This window comes from Halomonas elongata, assembly GCF_029081005.1.
Lineage (GTDB): Bacteria > Pseudomonadota > Gammaproteobacteria > Pseudomonadales > Halomonadaceae > Halomonas > Halomonas elongata_B.
The window spans coordinates 1-5,568 of sequence record NZ_JAJQTQ010000052.1 but is presented as its reverse complement, the minus strand read 5'-3'; the positions used below and the strand labels follow the sequence as shown (position 1 = coordinate 5,568).

The window sequence follows — 5,568 nt, the reverse complement described above, 5'->3', positions numbered from 1 at the left end:
CTGTAATCGTCGGCGCGTTCGGGCACCGCCTCGGGGCCTTCTTCCATATAGCGACGAATCAGCTCCCACTGCATCATTGCCATCTGCAGGCTGGTCACATTGGCGGAAATCCCGGCACCCGCCAGGCTATAGCCCGGCCGCTCCGGGTCCGGCGGCAGGATATGCAGCTGCCAACCGATCCCCGCCGGGCCGCCAACCGTCACCGACACATTGCGCGTGGCCACCGCCACCACGTCTTCCCAGGGCACGAAGACGGTCTCCTTTCGCCAGCCGGCTAGCCGGCGAATTCCGCGATATAGCGCCACATAGCCGATAGCCAGAGCCGGCAAGACCACCAGATGGAGCAGCGCCACCCAGGTAATGCCAGTTGGCCCCAGAAACTTTTCTTCTGACCCCAGAAAGCCCAAACCCACTAACGTGGTCATGCCACTCATGGAAAAAAATGCAAACCAGAAGCCATACATTAGGTGAGCGCTAGGTGCCGGCAAGAAAATCCTTCGCCCGGGGTGCTCCACCACGAAAGCCACTTCGCGGCGCTGGCGATGAAAGCGTACCGGCGCGGTGCCACGAAGCCAGAGGTCGGGGATAACCAGCAGCGCTCCGAAGAACAGCACGCCTGCGTAGGCGCCCCCCCCCCACATACTCAAGGCCTCCCCCACCGTGATGTTCAGGTAGAAGATCATCGACATCACGAAGATGAAAAAAACCACAAAGAAGAGCATCACCCAAATTGTCCCCCCCCCCAGAGCCAGCATGCCGTTACGGCTGACGTTATGTAGCAGATCTAGCGTCGTCTCATCGCGGCGATAGATCAGTCGCCCCACATCCGCGCCGGCCCCCGCCGTGGGCCCCAAGGGAATCGGCCTCGGGCTTAATGCATAAAGCTCATTGGCACCACGCGTCAGATACTCGCCGACACGCAGCGCCATGGAAGAGGCGTCCTGTTCCTTGGCTTCGGTGTTCATGGTTCTTCCTTTATTCATGGCAAGCTTCGATGCCCTACTCTATCAGGCAGTCCAGGGTACAAGCGGCATGGCCTGCCAGGTGCTGGCCTTACGCCCTTCCAGAGACTCGACGGGCCTCCATTCCTCCCTGGGTGATACGGCATCCAGGCGGCTGAAGACTTCGAAGGCCGAAGTCGCCGTCGGCGAAGATGCCCCCTGAGAGGTGATACGCACCACCAGTACCAGGGTATGCCAGTCACCGACGCGTTCGGGGTCCAGGGCATAGTCCAGCCGGCAGTTGCCCTCTTCCTGGGTAATGCCGGCGTGGGCCATCATATCCTCGTGAAGCTCCTGCTGGCTGCCGCGCGTTACGCCCCAGAACCCCACCTGAAGGTTATCCGCATTAGGCACCTCAACTCCCGGCAGGTTGAGTCGCAGGTTGAGGGATTTCGCCGGCGGTTCCGGCCCCACCGGCATGGCGCTGATACGCGGCGGCTGTTCGCCACGGCGCCAAAGCACCGGCTTACCATGCACCTCGGCGAGATGCTGATGATGAGCCTGAAGATCCCAGCCCTCCGACTCGTCTCCCCAGACACTTTTCTGGCACCACTGCTGTAGCGGCGAGAGCGAGTAGTACTCGTAGAGCAACTCGCCGATCACCACCAGCACCACCCCGACGAATGCGACCCAGTTCAGCGGTACCGCCAGGCGCAGCAGGCGCAAGCGCAATATCGTGGCAGACGTACCCCGAATTTTTCCCGCCAACCCAGCAATGGCAATCGGTAAGGTGCCACCGATAATGGCCAAATCCCCGGCTAGGGCAATACCGGCCGCCAGACGCTCGCGGTCCGTACTCGCGCGCCCCAGCTTGAAACCTTGGCGCACCACATCAAAGGCTGCAGCAAAGAACGAGAAGCCCGCCACGCCGATCATCGCGCGATTGGTCAATCGGGCCCAATCGTCCAGATGATCCAGGCTGCCTGCTGCCTGCTGGACGGCACTCTGGAAGGAGCGCCCCTCATATAGGCGCCGATAGCGAGTATTGTGAAGGATCTCCAATACACTGGCCGTGGCGGCAATCGTGCCGGTAGCGCCGGAGGCTACACTCATTATCGCCTCGAAGCGCCGGTTACCTGTTCGTGCGGCCGTAACCAATTGCTGAATGGCCCCGCTAAACAAGTAACCATTTAAAAGCAGCATAAAACCACTAACCCCTACCGGTATGGCACGACGCGGAGCGATATCTCCCTGCTCATTGCGAAGCAGGGCATCCCAGGCATTCTGATCCTGGAGCGCCTGACGGACCAGACGCCGCTCATTCAACGCCGCACGGGAGGCCTGTTCGCTAAGCCCGGTTACTTTAAAGGCCTGATTGCCCGCTTCATCGAGGGGATAAGTAGCCTCGGCCAGCTCATCGAGCACGTCGGCTAACGCCTGACGCTGTTGACGAACGGCCGCTCGCGCCTGGCGAATCCGCGTATCGTAGTCCCGCTTGGGCAACTGCTGGCGCTGACGTTCCAGTGCCCGCTCGATACGACTCGTGCTTTCCACCTCGTCCGCCAGGCGCTCAGCGCGCTGTATCAGGCCGTTGAGACGGTCAAGAACGGACTGTTCGGGAATCTCCCAGCCCAATTGGTAGGCGGAAAGGCGTGTATAGAGCTGATGACGTATTCCGTTGGAGGTGCGATCGAACAGGGCGGTGAAGCGTTCTTCTAGATTCAGCGATTCGGTCTCATCCAGCACGCCCGCCAGAAGGGAGCGCCCCATCACTCTTTCCTTGGCCGTCAACTCAGTTACGACGGTGGCTCGTGCCTCTTCGCCAAGGCCATCGAGGTTCTGCAGACGTAATTGATCCTGTTGATCGACGCGTTCTCGCCACTGAGCATGCGTGCCAGGTGTATCCTTTGCCGACATCAACGCCATCAGACTCGCCTGGGCATTCTTCCAGTTGGCCGCCGCAGCATTGATGAAACCAGTCAAGGGCGTCACATGCAGGCGGTGCGCCACCGTGACCTCGCCGAAGTAGTGCTGGATCAGGAAGTCCTGCTGACCGCAGGCCTCCAGGGTCGTGAAAAGGCGATGCTCGAGACTGCTGCGCAAGATGGCCTGGGTATCGTCCTCGCCATCGAGAAGGCTGGCATACTCGTGCCAGCGGGGCAGCAGGGTCTTGATGTCTTCGCCGACCTGCTCCTTGTGGGCCCGCCACTCGCCCTGCCATTGGTCCGCCTCGGCGAGAAACTCACGCATCTCGCCGAGGCGAATGACGTCCTCGATGCCTTGCTGGGCCAGCCAGCGATCGCCCTCCTGGCTGCCGTAGACGCGCTCGAAATAGTCGTCGCGGGTTTCGCGGGCGAAGTCTCGGACCGATTCGGCGTCGGTGCCCAGGCGCTCGGCGAGCTCGGCGCTGACGCTATTCACCTCCGCTTCCAGCGCCTGCTGTTCCCGGGACCGAAAGCCGGGGTGCCCGCCGCTGCTGGCAAGGTCCTCCGAGTGCTTCTCGTCGTACCGGTTCTGCAACTCCATCAGCTCCCGGAGCTGCTCCCTGTCGGACTCGCTGGCCTCGCTCAGCCAACCGGGAATCTCCCCCTGCCCCGCACGCGCGATCATCGGTTGCAGGTCGAGCTGCATGAAGCCATCGATGGCCCGGGCGGCGAAGTGTTTCTCGGGCTCCTCGTCTAGCCAATCGGCCTCCTGACCGGCAATCAGCGTCCAGGCGCCGACCAGATCGTTGGCTCGGGCCACCACGTCCTCGACGATCAGGCAGGCACTATCCTCACGATACTCGGCCTGGATATTCCCCTTGATGGTGACCGCCTGTGCAGTCTGCCAGTCCGCGCTCGCCGTCCACTGATACTGGCCATAGTCGAGACGCTCTTCGGAGACGGTTCGATCGCCCAGATCATCCGCCAGCACCTCGCCTAACTTATCGGGTGGCAACAAATGGTCGGTGCCGTTGCCCGGGCAATAGCCACCGATATTGACCGTCAGCATCACCTCGTCCTGCACCTCCGGCTTCGCCAGCAAGAGAGCCGCCCGCGTTTCCTCCAGTTCCACCTGGCTGTAGAGCACCTTGATGCTGCCACGGCGCTCGAGAATGATCGGGTCCCCGCTACCATCCGGCATGACCTCGAAGGTCTGCAACTCGTCAGGAGCGATGTTGTGAATCAGGTAGAGCCACCCCTGTCTGACGGGGCGAATACCGTTGGGACGGAAGTCTCCCTGGATGGGGGGTGATACCTCCGGCAGGGACACCTCCTGCTCGAGCTCCACCAGGGCATAGCGTACCGGCACCAACTGCAGGTCCGGCTTCTGCAGCGGACACTGCCCGGCCTCCTGGCCGGGATCGTTATCGCTCTGGTTATCGGCCACCCGGTTGGCGGCTTCCATGTCGATGCTCATGCTGACGTCTCCTTGTTCAGCCGGTCCTGCGCGAGAGCCACCGCCGATTTGAGGCGCTCCATGGACGGACGCCCATCTGCCACCTTCAGGCATCTAGCCAACTCGGGCATGGTTTCTTCCTCGAGCGCCGATCGGCCGTGGGCCCCGAGGATGTTGGCCAGATAGAAATGTGCGCGCCGTCCATGAAAGCCAAACGTCGCCGTCAACTCGATCACCTCGCCCGCTGCCTGATCGGCACCGTCGAAGGTGAGCAGCCAGGGCCCCTTGGCGAAATAGGCCTGTAAATGCTCGGCAAGCTCGAAACGAAATCGCCGCCAGACGATGCGGGACAACGATGCACAGTGCGCCTCGGTCAACTGGAAGCGCCCTACCAAACTGTCACGCAGACGCTCTCTGTCACTTTCTAGGTGGTACCAAATCAGGTCTTGTTCATGCAGCTCCGGCAGCCACAAACGTTCGATGGGGCCCAGAAGTGAGCTGGCCGTCGGGGCGGGCTCCGCCTCGAGCAAGCAGCGCATGACCTCGGGGGACGCCACCCGTAACGTCTGCTCCCCTTGCCAGGGATGCTCCACGATCAACAACCCGCGCAGGTGGTCGGCCACGACCTCCAGGGACTCGCCCGACGTCATCAGCCACCCGGCTTCCCTGGTGGCCTGCTCCTCGATGAAGCGCGCGAGTACCGGGCTGCCCGCCTCCAGCTCAATCAAACAGGGCGACAGCGCCCGGCACTCCGCCAGCGGCGTATCGAGGTAGAGCGGCTCATAAACCGGCGAAGGATGCGTCTCGTAGAGCCAGCGTTCCAGCGGCTCCATGGCAACACCGTCCAGTAGCACGAAGAGGCGCTCCCCCTTCCGATCACCGGGCACCGGTGGCCGAGTCACCGACCATGCGCTCATGCCTGGCCGCTTCCCTGCCCGTTGTTCGACGGTTTGCAGAGCTGTGCCGTGGCCATCTCTTGTCTCAGGACAGCTTCCTGACGAGGCGCTTCGACCGCTTCATGCGTCTCCTCCGTCGCCTCCCCCGGCAGCGGCGCCTGGGCGCTCTGCCCGGTGCCGCTGCCGGGGCTGCCGCCGGAGTTGATCTTGACGCTGGGGCCGTTGATGGTCACACCACTGGGGTCGAGCTTCACGAAGCTGCCGCCGGCCTTCAGGGTGATCTCGGCGCCGGCCTCGATCACCACTTTCATGCCGGCCTTGTGGTGCACCTCGCTGCCAACCTCGACGAG

At 62.5% G+C, this 5,568-nt stretch carries 3 protein-coding genes and 1 pseudogene; all 4 read right to left on the bottom strand.

Features of this window, described 5'->3' with window-relative positions:
- Positions 1 to 965, bottom strand: a 965-nt coding sequence (locus tag LU493_RS19355; RefSeq protein WP_275289447.1) for a hypothetical protein, incomplete at its 3' end; no start/stop codon positions are given.
- 42 nt (positions 966 to 1,007) lie between these two features.
- Entirely contained in the window at positions 1,008 to 4,343 is a 3,336-nt protein-coding gene (locus LU493_RS19350; RefSeq protein WP_275289446.1) for a toxin VasX, read from the bottom strand.
- Positions 4,340 to 5,239, bottom strand: a complete 900-nt coding sequence (locus tag LU493_RS19345) for a DUF4123 domain-containing protein (RefSeq protein WP_275289445.1) — start codon at positions 5,237 to 5,239, stop codon at positions 4,340 to 4,342. Before LU493_RS19345 ends, LU493_RS19350 begins: the two co-directional genes overlap by 4 nt.
- A pseudogene (locus LU493_RS19340) lies at positions 5,236 to 5,568 on the bottom strand (type VI secretion system tip protein VgrG); the annotation flags it as partial. The gene LU493_RS19345 and the pseudogene LU493_RS19340, both read right to left, overlap by 4 nt.

Coding starts and splice junctions, on each gene's coding strand:
- LU493_RS19350 (WP_275289446.1), bottom strand. CDS start 4,343: ATGAGCATCGACATGGAAGCCGCCAACCGGGTGGCCGATAACCAGAGC.
- LU493_RS19345 (WP_275289445.1), bottom strand. CDS start 5,239: ATGAGCGCATGGTCGGTGACTCGGCCACCGGTGCCCGGTGATCGGAAG.